The organism is Herbaspirillum sp. NPDC101397, assembly GCF_044767325.1.
Classification (GTDB): Bacteria; Pseudomonadota; Gammaproteobacteria; order Burkholderiales; family Burkholderiaceae_D; genus Herbaspirillum.
Window position 1 is genome coordinate 531353 of the sequence record NZ_JBIWNS010000001.1, and the last position, 15484, is coordinate 546836.

A 15484-nucleotide genomic window follows, 5' to 3' on the forward strand; every position below is an offset into this window, starting at 1 on the left:
GTAGCCTGAAAAAAATTTCCTTATTGCAACCCGAATGGTGCTGCAAATATCAATACTGCCAGCGCGCCTGCAGGCTGCCGGTCTGCGCCCTGTAGCCGCCGCCGGATTCCAGCGTGTACCGGGCGGTCAGATTCAGCTGCTTTCCCTGCAGTAGCGTCATCCCGAGCGTGAGCACGCCGATATCGGCAACCGGCGCGGCGCCTTGCGTGACAAAAGCCGTTGAGCCGGTACTGTCGGCGGCAAAACTGGCGCCGGCATGTGTCCGGCCACCCCGGTACTCGTGCCGCCAGCCGAGTTGCAGCGACGGCGCCAGTTTGCCGGACGAGGTCTCGAAACCGCGCTCCAGCTTGGCTCCCAGTTCGCTCTTGAGCGAATTGACCGACGATGCGTCGACCTTCAACGCTGCGCCGTTGCCGCCGGTTTCGACATAGCCATCCTGACGCAGCGTGCTGTAGCTCAAGCCGGCAATCGGCGTCAGGGTAGCGTCCGATAGCCAGGCATCCAGGGCGAGCGGATAGCCGGCCTGCACCGAAGTCATGTATTGGCGGCCATTGAAGCTGCCGCTGGCGACGCCGTTGAAGCCGGTGTAATTGATGACGCGCGTGGTGCTGTACTGCTGATGGGCAAAACCGGCCTGCGTGTTGACGTACCACGGCGAGCCGCTGTAGCTGGCGTACGCAGTCACTCCGTAGTTGTTGATATTGACCGAACTGCCGGTATTGTCGCCGTCGCTGGCCAGCGAGGTCTTGGCGGCATTGACCAGCGCACCGATGCGCAGCGTATCGCTGACCAGGCTGTCGCCGCCGATCAGCAAGCCACGGTAATTGGCGTGATATCCCGAGATGTTGTCGCGCAGCCCCTGTGAAGCGCCGCCGCCGAACACTTGCCCCCACAGCGTAAAGTCGCGAACGGCCTCGCCGGTGGCGACGCCGCTATTGCTGCTATTGCCGTTGCCCTGGGCCACGCGCAAGCCGTCCATGTGATCATTCGCCACGTTGCCGATGACTTGGTTGAGCACACCCTGGGCATCGTTGGCGGCGCCCTTGATCGATGCGGGGCTCAACATCTCGCCCGCCTTGTTGGCGGCATCCGCCGTATCCAGTGCCGCCGCCGGATTGAACAAGGCCAACAGGGACGTATTCGTCCCGCTGTAATTGAACAGTCCGTGCAACGAGGACGCCGCATCGTCGTTGGTGGCGCTGTTGACGGGGACGCTGCCGCCGCTGCCCAGCCCGAAGCGCCCCAGCGTCAGCACCAGCGAATTGTCCTGGACCGCGCCGCTGACACTGAAACCGGGCGCCGAATAGGTGACGCCATTGACGGTCACGGTCCCGCTTGCGGTGACCACGACGTAGCGCTGGCCTTGGGCAAAATGGTAGTTGAGCGGCTTGAGGCTGATGGTGGAGCCGGCGGCGAAGGTCGCGTTGCCATTGACCAGCACACTGCCGAAGCCGTACGAATCGCCGCCGCCGAAAATCAGCGTCGCGCCCGCATTCTGAACAAAGTTGCCGTAGATGGCGATCGGATTATTGATTTGCAACGTGGCGGCGTTGGTGACGGTACCCGACCCAGCGTCAATGATGTCGTTGAGCAGATGATTGCCGCTGGCGAAGATAACGCCCGCTTCGCTGTTGATGCGACCCACCTCGCGGCCGTCGCGGGAGTTTCCCGTCAACGTGCCGACACTGGCGCCGGTGCCGCCGTTGATGGTGAGCGGCGCTGCCGAACTGTTGAGTATGGCGCCGTAAATCGTGCCGGAATTGGTAAACGACGTCAGCGTGCTGCCCGGCGCCAGATAGAGCGCCGTGGTGCCCCGGAGCTCGCCGCTGTTGTTCAGATTGCCGATGGTGCCGCTGTTGGAGATGCCGGTGCTGCCGAAGCTGGCAAAAACATAGTCGCCGCTGATGCTGCCGCTGTTGGTGATGCTGCCGATCGACCCGGTGTTGAGGATGGCGGTACTTCTTCCATACGTGGCGAGGGTGCCGCTGTTGTCCACGCTGCCGATCGTACCGCCGTTGGCGATGACGCCAAGGCGCGCGACGACGGTGCCGCTATTGGTTACGCTGGTGATCGTGCCGGAACCGTTGTCGAGCCACGCGAAACTGGTGTTGACGTTGCCGGTATTGTTGACGTTCTGGGCGCGCCCCTCGCTCATCGTCGCGAGCGCCGCTGACAATGCCAGCGCCAGGAGTGTCAGCGGTGTCAGGAGCGTCAGACGCCCGCTGCTGACCGCCTGCCGCCGTTGTTCTAGTTTGCTCATGCTGCCCGCTGGTTCCTTGTACGACGTGTCTGGTGATTTTGTCGTCAGGATAATGGATGTTTCTTCACGGGCTTGACCGCCTGTCTCACTTTCCGTTTATTTTTTTAAAAGCCGGCAATTGGGCGGAATCTGCCGAAGCCGATCAGTCTCCATTTCCGGTCCCGACAAGTCAATCCGCTTGCGCCGCGGCGCTGTAGCACGTTTGCGCTACAGACCAATCGGCATTTTTTGTGGCGTGACGGCGGCAGTTCAGCTATACAGCCACTTCTGCGCCAGTTTGGAATAGCGCGGCATGATCACGTAAGTCATCAGGCCGACGATGATTGCCGCCACAATCAGGCGGCTGAGAAGGTGGTGCTGCAGCACCGGCGCCGCGTCGAACAGCGGCGCCAGGATCCACGGCAGGATCAGCGTCAGCGGGTAGATGACGGAGAGCGTCAGCAGGAATTGCTTGTACGGCTTGGCGCGCTTCTGCGCTTGTCCCTGCGGCGTGAACCAGAATTCCATGCCGGTGACGGTGTCGATTTTTTCTTCCTGTTCGAGCATCGGCAACACGTCGCTGATCAGTTCGCGCCGGGCGGCGGAGCCTAGCCATTGCTCGGCATATTCCAGGCTGTCGAAACGCAGCGTGATGGTATAGCGGTTGCCGCCGTCGGAGGGCTTGATCACGTTGACGCCGCGATGGCCCGGCGCGCATGCACCGCGCGGCACGATGTGCTTCAGCCATTCCTCATACCTGGCATGGGCGCCGGCGCGGATGTCGTGCTGGATCACGATGGTGACCATATCGGGTTGCGGCTTGTTGTTCATATTGTGTGCTTTCGATCCTGAGTGAGCGTATTTTAAGGGAAAGCCTCGCCAATGCATGCGAAAAGCCCGGTCTCGCCGGGCTTTTTCTTTTTGCCGTCAGGAGTGGATCAAGCCACGTTCAGCGCTTGCTCTTCGTCGTTTTGGCGGTCTTGGCCTTCCCCCCGCCCTTCTCTTTTTCAAACAATTCAAAGTACTCTGACGCCATCTTCCTGATCGCGCGCCCGATGTTGGCGTAATCGTACTCGTTGAGGTTGGCGAGCGAGACACGACCGGATGGATGCGCGGCGCCGAAGCCTCGTCCCGGCAGCAGGATGACGCCGGTTTCCTCGGCTAGCCGGAACAGCGCCTCATTCGGTTTCAGACGCTTCAGCAGCCATTTTGAAAACTCGACGCCATGCATTTGCGCGGACAGCGATTCCATGTCCAGCAAATGGTAGTAGCGCACCGAGTTGGGATCGTGAGGCATGGGCAGGCCGAGCTCGCGATACAGCGCTTCCTTGCGACGCAGGACGATGCGCTTCATGGAGGCCTTGTAGCTGCCCGCTTCGTCCATCAGCGAGAACAGCGAGAACAGGCTCATCTGTGCCTGGATCGGCGTCGACAAGCCGGCGGTGTGGTTCAGTGCCACGGTGCGGCTGTCGGCCACCAGCCGGTCGATGAACTTGATCGTGCGCGGCGCGGTGGTGATGGAGCTGTAACGCTCGTCGAGCTGGCGAGCGGTCTTTTCCGGCAATTTTGAAATCAGCTCGTCGATGACGTTGTGCTTGTGCGTGGCGACCACGCCCATGCGCCAGCCGGTCGCACCGAAGTATTTGGAAAACGAATACACCAGGATGGTGTTGTATGGGCAGATTGCAAACAGCGAGGTGAAGTTGTCGGCAAAGGTGGCGTAGACGTCATCGGTGAGGATGATCAGGTCCGGCCGCTTCTTGACGATCTCGGCGATGTAGGCCAGCGTCTTGTCGTCGATCTTGACCGAAGGCGGATTGCTCGGGTTGACCAGGAAGAAGGCTTTGACCTTGGGATCGAGCAGCTTGTCGAGTTCCTTTTTGGTGTACTGCCAGTTGTTCGATTGCGGTGCGTCGATGACCAGCTCGACCAGGTTGAATTCTGCCAGATGCGGGATCTCGATATACGGCGTGAAGATCGGCATGCCCAGCGCGATGGTATCGCCTTCCTTGATGACGTGATTGGCCTTCAGGCTGCCGAACAGGTAGGTCATCGCGGCGGTGCCGCCCTCCACTGCATACATGTCGAAATGGCCGACGAAGGGATGCGTGCCGATCATCTCCTTGTGCAGATAGTTGCCGACGATGCGCTCGGTCATGCGCAGCATGCGGTCCGGCACCGGATAGTTGCAGCCGAGGATGGCTTCGCACATCTCATAGATGAAGTCGCCGGCCGACATGCCCAGCTGGTCCCGGACATACGAAACCGCTGCTTCGATGAACCGGATGCCGGGCACGCCGGCGTGGTTCTTGGCGAACAGTTCGAAGCGCGCCTCGATGCCGTCGCGCTGCGGGAAGCCGCCCACGCCGTCCATATAGATATAGGAACGTTCGGCCTCGCTCATGGCGAACAGGCCGAACTGGAAGAAGCCATGGCGCGGCGTGGTGGCCAGGAAATTGGGATTGCCGCGGCCGGCGTTGAGCATGAGTTTGTTATTCTTCAGCGCGCTCTGTATGAGTGCGTCCTTGAGCTCGAAGGGGCTTAGCAGGGCGAGTTTTTCCGGGTCGCTGAAATCCATGGTGTTGCTCCTTTATTGATGAACATGCAAAGTAAAAATGAATCGTTCCGCTCTTCCGTTATGGCGCTACACCAGTGCCACGATCAGCGGCCCCAGCAAGGTCAGGAAAACGTTGGCCAGCGCATAGGTGATCGCGAAGGGAACCGTGGGAATGGCGTTTTCGGCCTTGTCGAGCACTTCACCGAAGGCCGGATTGGCGCTGCGTGAACCGCTCAGCGCACCTGCAAAAACAGCCGTGTTTTCATAGCGCAAAACATAGCGGCCGATCAGCATGGTCAACACCAGCGGCAAGATCGTGACGACCACGCCGACGCCGAACAGGGTCAGTCCCTGTGCCTTGACGGTCTGCACCGCCTGCAGGCCGGACGACAAACCGACCACGACGACAAAGCCGGCCAGCCCGAGGTCCTTCAATATCTGCACCGCAGCGCCGGGCATCGCACCGAAGGTCTGGCGCTTGGCGCGCAGCCAGCCGAACAGCAGGCCCGACAGCAGCGCCCCGCCGCCGCTGCCCAGCGTCAGCGGGATCGAACCGACGCGCGCCGTCAGCAGCCCGACCAGCAAACCCACCACCAGGCCGGCGCCGAGATAGACGAAGTCGGTCTTGGCGCTCGGCACGATCACGTAGCCGATCAGCGAGGAGACGCGCTTGACGTCCTGCTCGGAACCGAATACCGACACCACGTCGCCGATCTGTACGATGGTTTTTTCCTGCATCGGCAGGACCTTTCCCATGCGCATCAGCTGCACGACATAGATGCCGTGGCGCACCTGCTGCGAGGTGTTGGTGCGGATATCGGCGATCGTGCGATTTTGATATTCCTTGTTGGAGAGCACGATGTCGCGCCGTTCCATGGTCAGTTCCATGCCTTCGACGGCGTACAGCTCCTTGCTGAAAACCGGTGCGATACTGACCATCGCCTGCCGCCGCCCGACCGCCAGCATGATGTCGTCCGCTTGCAGTTCCAGTTCGGGCGTGACTTCGATGATCTTGCCGGCGCGCTTGACGCGTTCGATGGTGATGCCATGGGCGGCGTGCTCATGTTCGAGCTTGTTGACGGTGAGGCCGGCGGCGCCTGTGCCGCCGCCGATCTGGTAGATCCGTCCGACCAGGTCCGGCGCGGCGTCCAGCTGGCCCGGCGCCAGCACCTGCACGCCCTGCTGCATGGCGGCTTCGGCGCGTACGGCGTCTTCCTTGATGCTGCGCCCCATCAGCCTCGGCAACAGGTTCACGCACACCAGGATCGCACCGAACGAACCGAACACATAGGTCACGGCGTACCCGACTGCGACATTGCCCTGCAGGCGCTTGACTTCATCGGCTGCCAGCCCCAGCTTGGTGATGGCGTCGCCGGCGGTGCCGATGATCGCCGATTGCGTCAGGCCGCCGGCGGCGACTCCTGCCGCCAGTCCCTTGTCCAGCCCGAACAGTTTGGCCATGATGACCACGGTTGCGAGGCCGGTGATGGCGAGCACGGCGGCCAGGATGATTTCGCGTATCGATTGCTTGCCCAGCGAGTTGAAGAATTGCGGGCCGCTCTCATAGCCGACCGCGTAGATGAAGAGCGCGAACAGCACCGACTTCACGCCGGGGTCGACGGTCACGCCGACCTGGCTGACCAATACCGCCACCAGCAACGAGCCGGCGACGCCGCCGAGCTGGAATTTGCCGAACTGGATCTTGCCAACGTAGTAGCCGACCGCCAGCGAGAGAAACAATGCGATCTCGGGAGAGCGCGCGAACAAGTGATGCAGCCATTCCATGATTAAGACCTTTCCGTCTGATGAATTCGTTGAATCTTCACGCTTTAAGCTGAAATCGCCGCACCAGCCCCGCCAGCGGCAGCACGAAGTTTGAAGTCGCACGGGTAGTTGGAATTGAAGAGGGATTGCGGACCGCCGGAAAAGCCGGGCGCGAAGATGAACAGCGTGAAAAATACCGTCTCGACATGCATGTCGGGCACGACATCGGCCTGCCAGATCGCAGCGCCGCGACGAGCATCCCACATACTGCGTCTATTTGAATCTGCCCAAGCTTTGTTTGCACCCGGTTATATCCGATGACCGACGATGAAAACAAAGCAACCTCCGGAATTGCTGTTGGCAATCCGGCAATGGCACTGAGCATAAGCAACCCGATGACAAGGTGTCGAAGATCGACCACCACGCGCGACCAAATCACGTGGGCATCGATGCGTTCACTTGAAAGCGATGATCTGCGTCTTTGCTAGGGTAGAAGTAATTCTGAAGGGATGAGCTCCCGTCTCATCCGCAGGTCGTTTGCCGTTTGATCTTGCCGCATGGCTACGTCTCGGCGCTAAAATGCGTGATAAAAATTTCGGCGTCGATACACGGGAAGGTGAACGACAAGAGGAATATAAAACGGAATCGTGGTCAATGCCTTGATCTGGCGCAAAATTTCCATAGAAAAAGTTTTTCCGATTGCTGCCGTTAACGTTCCATGCGCTCTCATGCGTCAACGCCCTGCCGCTGCGGATCCAATGCAGCGGCTGATTTGCGATTAAAATTTCGATGTTCGACAGCGGCATGCATGTCGATCCGACAACACGCCAGGGCTCCAGGGAAACAATATGAAAAAACTTAACATCAACCTCAAAGATGAAGTCTACGATTCGCTCGATCGCGACTACAAAAATTTCAACCGCCTTTCGCTGAAGTGCGATTCGGGATTCGTCTCGCCGAGCTTTGAAAGCTTCATGCTGGCCAAGCTCTCCGACAACACCACCTTCCTGACCGAAGCCGCCGTGCAGCATCTGATGCTGTCGGGCCAGTACGCATGGGCCAAGCGCGCGCTCGACAAGGACTTCCCGGACGTGGTCGCGATCCTGATCTCGCAGGCGTCCAATTACGGTTTCCACATCGCCGTGCGGCATGACTGGAGCGTCGATGAACTGACCGCCGCGTCGAAGGCCTGGGCCACGTCCATCGTCAAGCAAGCCAAGGGGGACGAATCGCAAATCGACGTCCTCGCCGCACAAATCAAATCGGCTGCGATCAGCATTGCGAAAGCCGAAGAAGCGCTGAAGACCCCGGCATGGCGCCTGTCGCGCTCGTGGGCGCAGCAACTGCACGACGCCAAGATCGCTGTTGAACATGCGCGCGGCTCGGTCGCCAAAGAGAAGCTGGGTTCCCTGCGCACGCTGCTGACGCTCGGCATTGCCTACGGCACGGTCAAGGAAAAGGACGAAAAAGAAATCCTCGATCGCTTGCGCGACAAGAAACCCTATCTGTTTGAAGAAGAAGCGGAAGGCTTCCTTGGCCGCGCCCTTGCCTGGTATCGCAGCGTGTTTGCCTGATCCTTCGCGGTTTCTGCTTTCAAGGCCCGTCGCGCTGCATGCGCGACGGGCCTTGTTCTTTGCGGCGCAGAAAAACATCCGAACCTTTCGGGCAAAACCGATCCAAAAGATTATCTGCTGCAGACATCGTGACTGCAGTGACGCTTTTCAACGGACAGGAGTTATCAATGCTGCAACTCAAGGATCCTTCCCTGCTGCGTCAGCAGGCCTATATCAACGGTGCCTGGTGCAATGCCGACGGCGGCGGCACGCGTGCGGTCACCAATCCGGCCACCGGTGACAAGCTTGGCACGGTGCCCGACATGGGCACGGATGAAACCCGCCGCGCCATCGAAGCTGCACAGGCGGCATGGCCGGTCTGGCGCAAGAAGACAGCAAAAGAACGCGCCGCGATCCTGCGCAAATGGAACGACCTGATGCTGGCCAACGCCGATGACCTGGCGCTGATCATGACGGCCGAACAAGGCAAGCCGCTGGCCGAATCCAAAGGAGAAATCACCTATGCCGCATCATTCATCGAATGGTTCGGCGAAGAAGCCAAGCGCACCTACGGCGACACCATTCCCTCGCCGGTGCCCGGCAACCGCATCGTGGTGATCAAGGAACCGATCGGTGTCTGTGCGGCAATCACGCCATGGAATTTCCCGGCGGCGATGATCACGCGCAAGGCTGGTCCTGCGCTCGCAGCAGGCTGTCCGATGGTGCTCAAGCCGGCTGAGGCGACACCGTTTTCCGCGCTGGCGCTGGCGGTGTTGGCCGAACGCGCGGGCGTGCCGGCAGGCGTATTCAGCGTGGTTACCGGATCGTCCAAGGTGATTGGCGCCGAGATGACGGGCAATTCCATCGTGCGCAAGCTGAGCTTCACCGGTTCGACCGCGGTCGGCAAGTTGCTGATGGAACAATGTGCGGCAACCGTCAAGAAGATATCGCTGGAACTGGGCGGCAATGCGCCCTTCATCGTGTTCGATGACGCCGATCTGGACGCTGCGGTGGAAGGCGCAATCGCCTCCAAATTCCGCAACACCGGACAGACCTGCGTCTGCGCCAACCGCATTTATGTGCAGGACGGGGTCTATGACAAATTCGCCGACAAGCTGGTCGCCGCGGTGGCAAAGCTGAAAGTCGGCAACGGCCTCGACAGCGGCGTGACCCAAGGTCCGCTGATCGATGAAAAGGCGGTGCAGAAAGTGGAGCAGCACGTCGCCGATGCGCAGGCCAAGGGTGGTCGTGTGCTGCTGGGCGGCAAACGCCACTCGCTGGGACACAGTTTCTTCGAACCCACCGTGATCGCCGACGTCACCGCCGACATGAAGATCGCGCGCGAAGAAACCTTCGGGCCGATGGCGCCGCTGTTTCGTTTCAAGACCGATGAGGAAGTGCTGGCACAGGCCAACGATACTGAGTTCGGGCTGGCGAGCTATTTTTATTCGCGCGACATCGGCCGCATCTGGCGCGTCGCAGAAGGCCTGGAGAGCGGCATCGTCGGCATCAATACCGGTCTGATCTCCAACGAAGTGGCGCCGTTCGGCGGCGTCAAGCAATCGGGTATGGGTCGCGAAGGTTCGCACTACGGCATTGACGACTACCTGGTCATCAAGTATCTGTGCATGGGCGGAATCTGATTGCTCAGCCCGGCCGCCTGAACGCCTTGCGCTCTGCTTCCACCGTCGTGCGGCAGGCACAGCCGGTCAGGTGATCGTTGACCAGCCCCATCGCCTGCATGAAGGCGTAGATGGTGGTCGGGCCGACGAAAGTCCAGCCGCGTTTCTTGAGCGCCTTCGATAGTGCCACCGAAGCTTCCGAGGTGGGATTGGCCTGCCAGTAATCGAGCGTGAGCGTCTTGGGCCGATCTTTGGCGGCGGGTTCGAATTGCCAGAACCAGGCGGCCAGCGAACCGGCTTCGTCGATCAGTTCGATGGCGCGGCGGGCATTGTTGATGGCCGAGACGATCTTGGCGCGGTTGCGGATGATGCCGGCGTCGCCGAGCAGGCGTTCAATGTCTGCCTCGGTATAACGCGCCACCCGGTGGAAATCGAAACCGTCGAACGCCGCACGGAAATTCTCGCGCTTGCGCAGGATGGTGATCCACGCCAGGCCCGACTGGAATCCTTCCAGGCAGATTTTCTCGAACAGTCGCACATCGTCAGCCACCGGCCGGCCCCATTCGCCGCCGTGGTACTCGGGCATGGCTGCATGCCAGGCGCAATATGTTGTTCCATCTTCCGTCGTGATCAGTCCGGGCACGTCGCTGCTGGTGTTTGTTGTCATGTCAATAATAGGAACGCCGCTGGCAAGCCGCTATGATGCGACAAAGCAAGCCGGCGCGCACGGCGCTTCTTGCTAATTTATTGCTAATCCATTGCTCGTCTGTCGCTGCTCAAAAAATAATTGCACGGCAAGGGAATAAGCCCGGAGCCCGTTCGTCTTACTGTGCACGAACGATATGACGCGCTTGACCGCCACTGACAACATTTGCACATGAGCACCGATTTCAACGACAACGACTTGCGCGAACTGCTGCCCCGGCTGCGGCGCTTTGCGCTGTCGCTGACGCGCCATGAAAACAGCGCCGACGACCTGGTGCAGTCCTGCCTGGAACGTGCGCTCTCGCACAGCGACCGGCGTCGCAAAGACGGCGACTTGCGGGCGTGGCTGTTCCAGATCATGTACCGCCGCTTCCTCGACGGCGAGCGCCGCGCCAAACGCTATGCCGGCTTGCTGTCGCTGTTCGCCGGCCGCGAAGAAGAACTGGCGCCCTCAGCCGAAGACGTCGCCATGTCGCGCGCCGCGCTGCAGGATTTCGGCAAGCTGACGGCCGAGCAGCGCGCGCTGCTGTTGCTGGTATCGGTCGAAGGACTCAGCTACCAGGAAGCCGCCGACGCCCTCGACATCCCGCTCGGCACCGTAATGTCGCGCCTGTCGCGCGCCCGCAAGGCGCTGCGTGGATTCAATGATGGCCAGCCTGTCACTCCTCCACTACGGATTTTGAAATGAACGCCTTCTCTCCTTCCGAATACGATCTGCAGGCCTATGCCGACGGTCAGGTCGACGAGACGCTGCGCCGCCAGGTCGCGCTGTATCTGGAGTCCCATCCCGAAGCGGCGCGTGAAGTCGAACTGCTGCGCCAGGAAAGCCAGCGTCTGCGCGCTGCGCTCGACAACATCCCCGCCACGGAAACACCGGCCCGCCTCGATCCGTTTCGCGTCCGCCGCGAGTTGCGTGCGCGCTCACAGCGACGCATGGCAATCGCCGCGTCGCTGGTGCTGACCTTGAGCCTGGGCACGCTGGGCGGCTGGCAGTTGCGCGACATGTCGATGCGCAAAACGTACCTGCCGATGGCCGATGCCACCCAGGCTTATCGCCTGTTCGCCATCGGCGACATGGCGCAAAAGGTCGACATGAAGACTGACCAGCCGGCGCAGCTGCAATCCTGGCTCAACCATCACTTCGTCCAGGCGGCGCCGATGCCGGACTTCAGCGCCTATGGTTTCCGTCCTGTGGGCGGACGCCTGATGGCCAGCGACAAGGGTGCCGCGGCGATGGTGACGTACGTGAACGACCAGGGCCAGGCCATCGTGTATTACGTGCGCCCGCCCGGCGAACTGTTCAACTTCGGCGCCGGCAATCGCCAGGACGGCAACCTGCTGACGCAGTACTGGCGCCAGGGGCGTTACTTCTACGCCGTGGTCAGCCCGGCCGATTCACCGTCGGCGCTGCCGGTACAACGCGCGGTAGAACCGAACCGACCACAGTCCTGATCTGACTTCCCCGTTGTAAAACACAACCGCTGACCGGAGCGGATGGAGACGTGCGTGCTGCTTTTCGACCAGGCAGCGGCACGTCGCATGAATTCGCCGCTCGCCTTTGTTCATTTACTTATTCATCCACCACTGAGGAACACCATGCTCAACAAACGCAACTTCATCCGCTCCACCCTGGCCGGCGCTGCTTCGCTTGCCGTGCTGCTTGCTCACGCCGCCAGCGCACAGGAAGTCATCAAACCTGTCGCCGCTCCGGTAAAAAATGTGGTCCTCGTGCACGGCGCCTACGCCGACGGCTCCAGCTGGTCGGAAGTCATCGTGCGCCTGCAAAAAGCCGGCCTGCACGTCACCTCGGTACAGAACCCGCTATCGTCGCTGGCCGACGACGTCGACGCCACACGCCGCATCCTGGCGCTGCAGGACGGCCCGACCATCCTGGTCGGCCATTCCTGGGCCGGCACCGTGATCAGTGAAGCCGGCGTCGATCCGAAGGTGGTTGGTCTGGTGTATGTGGCAGCGCGTGCGCCGGACGCAGGCGAAGATTACGCGGCATTGGCCGGGACCTTCCCGCCTGCGCCGGCCGGCGCCGGACTGGTCAAGTCGGGCGGCTATGCCCAGTTGAACGAAGAAGCCTTCGTACGTGATTTCGCCGGCGACATCGATCCGGCAAAGGCCAAGGCGATGTATGCCGTGCAAGGCCGCATCTCGGAAACGCTGTTCGCTTCACGCACCACCCAGGCGGCATGGCGCAGCAAGCCGACCTGGTACGCCGTGTCGACCAACGATCGCACCACCTCGCCGCAACTGGAACGTTTCCTGGCGCAACGCATGAAGGCCAAAACCATCGAAATCGCATCGAGCCACGTGTCGATGCTGTCGCACCCGGATGAAATCACCAGCCTCATTCTGGAAGCGGCCGGCCAAAAGCGTTGATCCGCAAACGGCCTCAGGCCAAAACAGCCTCTTGAAGTAATTGCATGGCCGCCGGTGGACAGCTCTGTCCATGCCGGCCCGAACCGGCGATCGCGTACACCGTACGGATCGCCGGTCCGTCCATCTCGAAGCTGAGGACGAGCGCAATTTTTCCGTGCTGCAAGAATGTCGCGCCCCAGCCGCCGTTGATGCCGGCGCAAGCGACCTGCATGCCGCTCGCCTGCATCGACAGGACGCCGTCGACAAAGCTGCTCGCAGCCTGGGCGCCAATGCCGCCATTGCCCATCACCACAGCATCCGGCGCCAGCAATTGCAGCATGGCCTGCTTGTCCTGACGGCAGATCGCCGCCACGAACTCTCGCGCCGTCTCGCGACATGCCTGCTCATCCGTGACCCGGCGTACGCGATCCGACTGGACGCGTTCCTTCGCCCGTCGCACCAGCTGACGGCAATGCACCGGCGTCTTGTCCAGCGTGCGCGCGATTTCCTCGTACTGGCAATCAAACACTTCATGCAGCAACAAGGCCGCGCGCTCGTCCGGGCTCAGGCGCTCCAGCATCAGCAGCACGCCGTATGACAAGTCAGACAACATCGACACGGCATCTTCGGCCGACGGCGCGTGCTCGTCCATCCATGGCTCCGGCAGCCAAGGCACGGCGGTGGTCGCGCGCTCGTACTGCAGATGCCGCAGGCGGTCGATCGCCAGCCGCGTGGCGACCGTGGTCAGCCAGGCTACCGGTGTTTTCAACGCCAACTCCTGCGCTTCATGCCAGCGGATCCAGGTTTCCTGGACGACGTCTTCTGCCTCGGCCACGCTGCCCAGCATGCGATAGGCGATCGACAGCAGCCGTCGCCGTGCGGCTTCGAACGTGGCGGTGGCGCTGATCGGGGTTCTTGTCATGTGATCTCTCCATGTATGCAGCGCCGAGCGACTGCTCCTTGTTGACGTCCGGGCCGACCGAAACGTGACAGCTTGCGAAAAATATTTTCATTTCGTCACGGGAGGCCGCCGGCAGCCGTCATGTCCTTACATCAACTTCTTCATCGAAAAAGGACACGCCATGCCTGCATTTTCCCCTCGCGCTCTGGACCTGGTCCCCACGGTCGTCGAGCAATCGGGACGCTCCGAACGCGCCTACGACATTTACTCGAGGTTGCTGCGCGAGCGCATCATCTTTCTGGTCGGTCCAGTCACCGATCAATCGGCCAACCTGATCGTGGCGCAGTTGCTGTTCCTTGAATCGGAGGATCCAGACAAGGACATCTCCCTCTACATCAATTCGCCCGGCGGCGTTGTCTATGCCGGGCTTGCGATCTACGACACCATGCAGTTCATCCGGCCGCAGGTGTCGACGCTGTGCACCGGCTTCGCCGCCAGCATGGGCGCCATCCTGCTGGCGGCCGGCGCGCCCGGCAAGCGGCTGGCCTTGCCCAACGCCCGCATCATGGTGCACCAGCCGTCCGGCGGCTCGCAGGGAACCGCAAGCGACGTTGAAATCCAGGCGCGCGAAATCCTCTACCTGCGCGAGCGCCTCAACAGCATCCTGGCCCATCACACCGGACAGCCGTTGGAGCGTGTCTCCGGCGACCTTGAGCGCGACAACTTCATGTCCTCCGAACGTGCTCGTGAGTACGGCCTGATCGACGAAGTCGTTTCGCACAAGACGCGTCCGGAATGAAGAATTTTCGTCAGTCGGCAAAACCGTCGGTGGCGCGGATCAGCTGATCCAGGATGCCCGGCTCGTTATAGGCATGGCCGGCGCTGCCGACCAGGTGCAGGGTCGACTCCGGCCAGGCCTTGTGCAGGTCCCATGCCGACTTGGCCGGCGTGACGATGTCGTAGCGGCCCTGCACGATCACGCCCGGAATCCCCTTGAGGCGGCCGGCATTGGCCAGCAACCGGCCTTCTTCCATGAAACCGTGATGGACGAAATAGTGGTTCTCGATGCGCGCGAACGCCAATGCAAAGTGCGCGTCGCTGAAGCCGGCGATCATGCCTTCATTGGGCACCAGCGTCACGGTGCTGGCTTCCCAGCGGCTCCAGGTGCGCGCCGCTTCCAGCTTGGCAGCTTCGTCGTCACCGACCAGCCGCTTGCGATAGGCGCTCATGAGGTCGCCGCGTTCGGCTTCCGGAATCGGCGCCAGGAACTCGTCCCAGCGATCCGGCGCCAGCCATGACGCGCCTTCCTGGTAGTACCAGTCCAGCTCGGACTGACGCAACAGGAAGATGCCGCGCAGCACCAGTTCGCTGACGCGTTCCGGATGCGTCTCGGCATAAGCCAGCGCCAGCGTGCTGCCCCATGAGCCGCCGAACACCTGCCATTTGTCGATACCCAGCAGCACACGCAAGCGCTCGATGTCGGCCACCAGGTCCCAGGTGGTGTTGGCGTCGAGATTGGCATGCGGCTGCGAGCGGCCGCAACCGCGCTGATCGAACAGCACGATGCGGTATTTCTCCGGATTGAACAGTTGCCGGTGCGAAGGGCCGCAGCCGCCGCCCGGGCCGCCGTGCAGGAACACCACCGGCTTGCCCTTGGGGTTGCCGCAGGTTTCCCAATACACGCTGTGGCCGTCGCCGACGTCGAGCATGCCGCTCTCATACGGCGCGATGGGTGGATACAGCGTGCGCAATGCGGTGTCGTTGGTGTTGCTCATT

Annotated in this window: 15 protein-coding genes; 6 read left to right on the forward strand and 9 right to left on the reverse strand. The window is 61.4% G+C overall.

What is annotated here, in order from left to right; all coding sequences use genetic code 11:
• Positions 1-49 precede the first annotated feature (49 nt).
• The 6 genes from ACIROW_RS02305 to ACIROW_RS02330 form a co-directional block, all read right to left on the reverse strand.
• Complete coding sequence (locus ACIROW_RS02305; protein ID WP_402271457.1) at positions 50-2260, reverse strand: autotransporter domain-containing protein; 2211 nt, start codon at positions 2258-2260, stop codon at positions 50-52.
• A gap of 249 nt (positions 2261-2509) precedes the next feature.
• Positions 2510-3070, reverse strand: a complete 561-nt coding sequence (locus ACIROW_RS02310; RefSeq protein ID WP_402271459.1) for an antibiotic biosynthesis monooxygenase — start codon at positions 3068-3070, stop codon at positions 2510-2512.
• A 118-nt stretch (positions 3071-3188) separates the two neighbouring features.
• Positions 3189-4817, reverse strand: a complete 1629-nt coding sequence (locus ACIROW_RS02315) for a bifunctional aspartate transaminase/aspartate 4-decarboxylase (protein ID WP_402271460.1) — start codon at positions 4815-4817, stop codon at positions 3189-3191.
• Positions 4818-4883: 66 nt separating this feature from the next.
• Positions 4884-6581: an aspartate-alanine antiporter gene (gene aspT, locus ACIROW_RS02320; protein WP_402271461.1), complete on the reverse strand. Its 1698-nt coding sequence runs from the start codon at positions 6579-6581 to the stop codon at positions 4884-4886.
• 44 nt (positions 6582-6625) lie between these two features.
• Entirely contained in the window at positions 6626-6826 is a 201-nt protein-coding gene (locus ACIROW_RS02325) for a hypothetical protein (protein ID WP_402271463.1), read from the reverse strand.
• A gap of 189 nt (positions 6827-7015) precedes the next feature.
• Positions 7016-7366, reverse strand: coding sequence for a hypothetical protein (locus tag ACIROW_RS02330; RefSeq protein WP_402271466.1), 351 nt, complete (start codon positions 7364-7366; stop codon positions 7016-7018).
• A gap of 42 nt (positions 7367-7408) precedes the next feature.
• Here ACIROW_RS02330 and ACIROW_RS02335 point away from each other — a divergent pair, with 42 nt between their 5' ends.
• Both ACIROW_RS02335 and gabD read left to right on the forward strand, forming a co-directional pair.
• Positions 7409-8134 (forward strand): DUF4088 family protein, encoded by a 726-nt coding sequence (locus tag ACIROW_RS02335; protein ID WP_402271468.1) that lies wholly within the window; start codon positions 7409-7411, stop codon positions 8132-8134.
• A gap of 167 nt (positions 8135-8301) precedes the next feature.
• The gene (gene gabD / locus ACIROW_RS02340; protein ID WP_402271471.1) at positions 8302-9756 is read left to right on the forward strand and encodes an NADP-dependent succinate-semialdehyde dehydrogenase; all 1455 of its coding nucleotides are present in this window, start codon (positions 8302-8304) and stop codon (positions 9754-9756) included.
• Between the two features lie 4 nt (positions 9757-9760).
• On the opposite strand, the gene ACIROW_RS02345 is transcribed toward gabD, so the two are convergent.
• A complete protein-coding gene (locus ACIROW_RS02345) occupies positions 9761-10402 on the reverse strand; it encodes a DNA-3-methyladenine glycosylase I (protein WP_402271474.1) in 642 nt (213 codons plus the stop codon).
• Positions 10403-10612: 210 nt separating this feature from the next.
• Here ACIROW_RS02345 and ACIROW_RS02350 point away from each other — a divergent pair, with 210 nt between their 5' ends.
• The 3 genes from ACIROW_RS02350 to ACIROW_RS02360 all read left to right on the forward strand — a co-directional run bounded on the left by ACIROW_RS02350 (position 10613) and on the right by ACIROW_RS02360 (position 12828).
• A complete protein-coding gene (locus tag ACIROW_RS02350; RefSeq protein WP_402271475.1) occupies positions 10613-11128 on the forward strand; it encodes a sigma-70 family RNA polymerase sigma factor in 516 nt (171 codons plus the stop codon).
• On the forward strand, positions 11125-11892 hold the full coding sequence (locus ACIROW_RS02355) for an anti-sigma factor family protein (protein WP_402271476.1): 768 nt from the start codon (positions 11125-11127) through the stop codon (positions 11890-11892). Before ACIROW_RS02350 ends, ACIROW_RS02355 begins: the two co-directional genes overlap by 4 nt.
• 144 nt (positions 11893-12036) lie before the next feature.
• Positions 12037-12828 (forward strand): alpha/beta hydrolase, encoded by a 792-nt coding sequence (locus ACIROW_RS02360; RefSeq protein WP_402271478.1) that lies wholly within the window; start codon positions 12037-12039, stop codon positions 12826-12828.
• A 13-nt stretch (positions 12829-12841) separates the two neighbouring features.
• On the opposite strand, the gene ACIROW_RS02365 is transcribed toward ACIROW_RS02360, so the two are convergent.
• On the reverse strand, positions 12842-13729 hold the full coding sequence (locus tag ACIROW_RS02365) for a sigma-70 family RNA polymerase sigma factor (protein ID WP_402271480.1): 888 nt from the start codon (positions 13727-13729) through the stop codon (positions 12842-12844).
• A 160-nt stretch (positions 13730-13889) separates the two neighbouring features.
• Between ACIROW_RS02365 and clpP the strand changes: the two genes are divergently transcribed.
• Complete coding sequence (clpP, locus tag ACIROW_RS02370; protein ID WP_402271482.1) at positions 13890-14507, forward strand: ATP-dependent Clp endopeptidase proteolytic subunit ClpP; 618 nt, start codon at positions 13890-13892, stop codon at positions 14505-14507.
• Positions 14508-14517: 10 nt separating this feature from the next.
• On the opposite strand, the gene pip is transcribed toward clpP, so the two are convergent.
• Positions 14518-15450, reverse strand: a complete 933-nt coding sequence (gene pip, locus ACIROW_RS02375) for a prolyl aminopeptidase (protein WP_402272447.1) — start codon at positions 15448-15450, stop codon at positions 14518-14520.
• Positions 15451-15484: the final 34 nt, after the last annotated feature.

Excerpts from the sequence above, each read along its gene's own strand:
- ACIROW_RS02345 (WP_402271474.1), bottom strand. The coding sequence starts at position 10,402 with ATGACAACAAACACCAGCAGCGACGTGCCCGGACTGATCACGACGGAA.
- ACIROW_RS02315 (WP_402271460.1), bottom strand. The coding sequence starts at position 4,817 with ATGGATTTCAGCGACCCGGAAAAACTCGCCCTGCTAAGCCCCTTCGAG.
- ACIROW_RS02355 (WP_402271476.1), top strand. The coding sequence starts at position 11,125 with ATGAACGCCTTCTCTCCTTCCGAATACGATCTGCAGGCCTATGCCGAC.
- ACIROW_RS02330 (WP_402271466.1), bottom strand. The coding sequence starts at position 7,366 with ATGCCGCTGTCGAACATCGAAATTTTAATCGCAAATCAGCCGCTGCAT.
- ACIROW_RS02325 (WP_402271463.1), bottom strand. The coding sequence starts at position 6,826 with ATGTGGGATGCTCGTCGCGGCGCTGCGATCTGGCAGGCCGATGTCGTG.
- ACIROW_RS02365 (WP_402271480.1), bottom strand. The coding sequence starts at position 13,729 with ATGACAAGAACCCCGATCAGCGCCACCGCCACGTTCGAAGCCGCACGG.
- ACIROW_RS02335 (WP_402271468.1), top strand. The coding sequence starts at position 7,409 with ATGAAAAAACTTAACATCAACCTCAAAGATGAAGTCTACGATTCGCTC.
- ACIROW_RS02360 (WP_402271478.1), top strand. The coding sequence starts at position 12,037 with ATGCTCAACAAACGCAACTTCATCCGCTCCACCCTGGCCGGCGCTGCT.
- ACIROW_RS02350 (WP_402271475.1), top strand. The coding sequence starts at position 10,613 with ATGAGCACCGATTTCAACGACAACGACTTGCGCGAACTGCTGCCCCGG.
- ACIROW_RS02305 (WP_402271457.1), bottom strand. The coding sequence starts at position 2,260 with ATGAGCAAACTAGAACAACGGCGGCAGGCGGTCAGCAGCGGGCGTCTG.
- ACIROW_RS02310 (WP_402271459.1), bottom strand. The coding sequence starts at position 3,070 with ATGAACAACAAGCCGCAACCCGATATGGTCACCATCGTGATCCAGCAC.
- gabD (WP_402271471.1), top strand. The coding sequence starts at position 8,302 with ATGCTGCAACTCAAGGATCCTTCCCTGCTGCGTCAGCAGGCCTATATC.
- clpP (WP_402271482.1), top strand. The coding sequence starts at position 13,890 with ATGCCTGCATTTTCCCCTCGCGCTCTGGACCTGGTCCCCACGGTCGTC.
- aspT (WP_402271461.1), bottom strand. The coding sequence starts at position 6,581 with ATGGAATGGCTGCATCACTTGTTCGCGCGCTCTCCCGAGATCGCATTG.